Annotated in this window: 4 protein-coding genes; all 4 read right to left on the reverse strand. The window is 28.7% G+C overall.

Annotated features, from left to right (window positions below; genetic code table 11):
- Window positions 1-1,297: 1,297 nt before the first annotated feature.
- The gene (locus Q0C16_RS03980) at window positions 1,298-1,558 is read right to left on the reverse strand and encodes a hypothetical protein (protein ID WP_292319748.1); all 261 of its coding nucleotides are present in this window, start codon (window positions 1,556-1,558) and stop codon (window positions 1,298-1,300) included.
- A 328-nt stretch (window positions 1,559-1,886) separates the two neighbouring features.
- A complete protein-coding gene (locus Q0C16_RS03985) occupies window positions 1,887-2,054 on the reverse strand; it encodes a hypothetical protein (protein ID WP_292319749.1) in 168 nt (55 codons plus the stop codon).
- Window positions 2,055-2,100: 46 nt separating this feature from the next.
- Window positions 2,101-2,370 (reverse strand): hypothetical protein, encoded by a 270-nt coding sequence (locus Q0C16_RS03990; protein WP_292319750.1) that lies wholly within the window; start codon window positions 2,368-2,370, stop codon window positions 2,101-2,103.
- A gap of 44 nt (window positions 2,371-2,414) precedes the next feature.
- Window positions 2,415-2,822: a hypothetical protein gene (locus Q0C16_RS03995; RefSeq protein WP_292319751.1), complete on the reverse strand. Its 408-nt coding sequence runs from the start codon at window positions 2,820-2,822 to the stop codon at window positions 2,415-2,417.
- Window positions 2,823-2,888: the final 66 nt, after the last annotated feature.

Here is a 2,888-nt window from a genome sequence, read left to right on the forward strand (position 1 = left end):
GGTAATAAACATAGATTCGGTCGAAAATTATTTCGAAAAGAAAAAATACAAACTCAAATTAGAAGATTACCTGATATTCAACTTGAGGGAAGCAAGGCTGAAGGCAAACGGATATAGAAATGTTCCATAAATATGGAACATTACTTTGATAGCGTTCTTTTAATCAAAAAATCTAACTATCCACTAGAATCGCTGTATTTCGCTTTATTTCGCTTTATTTGAACGATTTATTTTTTGGTGCAGAATTACTGGGTTTAGAAAATATCACAAAATAGGGCAAATATGAGCATTTATTTATATTTAGTAAATTCCATAAATATGGAATTTTTTGACTAAGCCTAATTATATAAAGGATGTCATATATACATCCTTTGTCTCATCTTCTTGTTAGTTGACCAAAAATCACAAAATTTGGGCAAAAATAGGTGTCTTTCGAGGGAAAAATTCCATAATTATGGAAAAATGGCAGTTTGCTATACATCTTTAAGGAAGGGATACATAATGGTTAATATACGATATGCTGTGAAAATAAAATTTTTGTCAACTAACAATATGGTGTATACAGCCTGTTATAGGGTATAACATAAGCTGTATCTTATACAGGATTATAATACATAGTTATAATTAACCTGTATGTATATGGTTTTATAATACAATAACATTAAATAAGGATTTGTATATAAAACCTTGTATATATAATCCCCAACATTATAATATACAGCTTTATATACAAATCCTATATACGGCTTATATTGCAAAGCATATAATAGTATATGAATAAAATAAAGCTTTATATTATACAACCAATTACATCCTTATCCGTGTTACTGTTAGTTGACAAAAAAATGTTGCCTAGCCCATTCGGTCTATTAATACTATTTATCATATATACCCTATATCCCAAACGATTAGTCTATTTTTTACGTCATTTACCGAATTTTTTGAAAGTGTGATTTCGTCTTTTAGCGAATATTCCATATTTATGGAATATTTTCCATATTTATGGAATTTAGTGCGAGCAATTTGTTCAACAGCACCTTAAAATTCCTAAATTTTAAATCAAAACTAAATAATTATATTATGTTTGGAATTAAAAATAGCGATCTGTTATTTTATTTTATAGCACTAATTGGCTTCATACTTGTATTTGGAGGAATTCCGTTTATGCCATATCGAGCATCTCAAGAAACCGCATTCAACATAATCATGATAGGTTATGCTATAATCTTTGCTGATGTTATTTGGTATGAAATCTATTTCTATAAAAATAAGCAACACCGAATTAGCGCGAAATAAATCAACCAGTTTTTACCATTTTTTCCAGCATATTTATTTTTTTCTCAATCTTGTTAAAAATTCTATTTAAATTTTTCTCAAAGTCTATATAGTCGAGTGTGTTAATCCATAACAAAATAAAAATGCTAGGGGCAATCATTGCCAACATTATGAAAAATTCAACGTCGCCTTTCAACAGAAAAGCCACGCCTCCAATAATATAAACAACTATAATGGAAAGTATAATTGTCGAAATTAGAATTTTTTCTTTGGAATAGGTCATAAATTCACCCTCAACTTTGATTTAATATGTTTGGGCATAGGAGTGTTTTGCCAGGTTGCAATTCTATAAGACAGGACTGGTTGTTTTCAGTTGGCGAGCATCCTGTTTTATTCATAATGTAGCCAGGTTGTTTTCCGTATGAATTAGCAAGATCTGTAGGGTTATGATTGTAAATTGTATAATACTTTTGAGTCGTGTAGTTAAGTACGTAATAACCGAAATATTCTATACATGCGGTTCCATTAGGTTGAACTTCTGGCATGAAAACAACCTGTGTTGAATTCATAAGCGACGGAATGCCATATATTGGAAACAGATTGGCTTCAATCTATTGTGTTGGAGCAATATTAGACACCTGTGGGCATTCCCTATAGGTAGAGTTATTTGAATAGTAAGCGAATAAATGATATAGAGCCATTATGTTAACAAATATAATTGCAGATACACCTAATACAACAAGAATATAACTAATTGTATTTTCCGTTTCTTTTTCCATATTATCGCAATAATAATATAAACATAAAAGTATATAAATGTTTCTATTACTTGTTTTGCTTTGAGTGTTCTTTTATAGCTTTATTCACACCAGATTTTATAGCTTCAATCCTTTGCCAAACATAGACATCATATGCTATTTTTCTAGTTTCAAGTTCTCTAATAAATTCATTTAGAATTTTCTTTGCTTTTTTTGGTTCTTTTTCAAAAAGAATTTTCGCATCTTCATAAGATCTTTTTTCATATTCAAGCAAGTCTTCTTTGCTGTTTGGAGTCATTGGATTCCATAAATTCTTAAATAGATTTTCATTTTTCATTTTAACACGATTTTATGTTTTATTGTCATATTTAAATATAATTATTAGTCTGTTTGTTGATCATATAGAAAATCTATCATGTTAGCTTTCATAATTTCTTTAGCTTCGTCTTCCGATAATTTTTTTATTGAAAATATTTTATGAACATTTCCTTTTTTAACCAAATAATAACAATTTGTTTTACTATCATAAATGATTAAATTATAGTTCCAGCCAATAACGAACCATTTAGTAACTATTTCAATATCTGGCATTTTTATTTTTTTATTAAAAAGATATTCAGCATAAAGGTAATATTTATAATCCTGGTCGTCTATATCAGAGGCTATATTAGCTTCTATTGCAGATTCTCCGTTTTTATATGCTTCATCTAACACTCCTCTAAAATAGGCATAAAAGTCTTCAAGCGCTTTGTTCATAAGCTCATCGAATTTTTTTATTTCTTTTCCCATAACATCACCTCATCTATTTTTTACAATCATCTCAACATTTTTTATAAATTCTTTTAGGTCGTGGGC

The organism is Caldisphaera sp., from assembly GCF_023256325.1.
Taxonomy (GTDB): Archaea; Thermoproteota; Thermoprotei_A; order Sulfolobales; family Acidilobaceae; genus Caldisphaera.

Bases quoted from the DNA above. Each gene is read 5' to 3' on its own strand.
- Q0C16_RS03995 (WP_292319751.1), bottom strand. From the start codon at position 2,822: ATGGGAAAAGAAATAAAAAAATTCGATGAGCTTATGAACAAAGCGCTT.
- Q0C16_RS03990 (WP_292319750.1), bottom strand. From the start codon at position 2,370: ATGAAAAATGAAAATCTATTTAAGAATTTATGGAATCCAATGACTCCA.
- Q0C16_RS03980 (WP_292319748.1), bottom strand. From the start codon at position 1,558: ATGACCTATTCCAAAGAAAAAATTCTAATTTCGACAATTATACTTTCC.
- Q0C16_RS03985 (WP_292319749.1), bottom strand. From the start codon at position 2,054: ATGGAAAAAGAAACGGAAAATACAATTAGTTATATTCTTGTTGTATTA.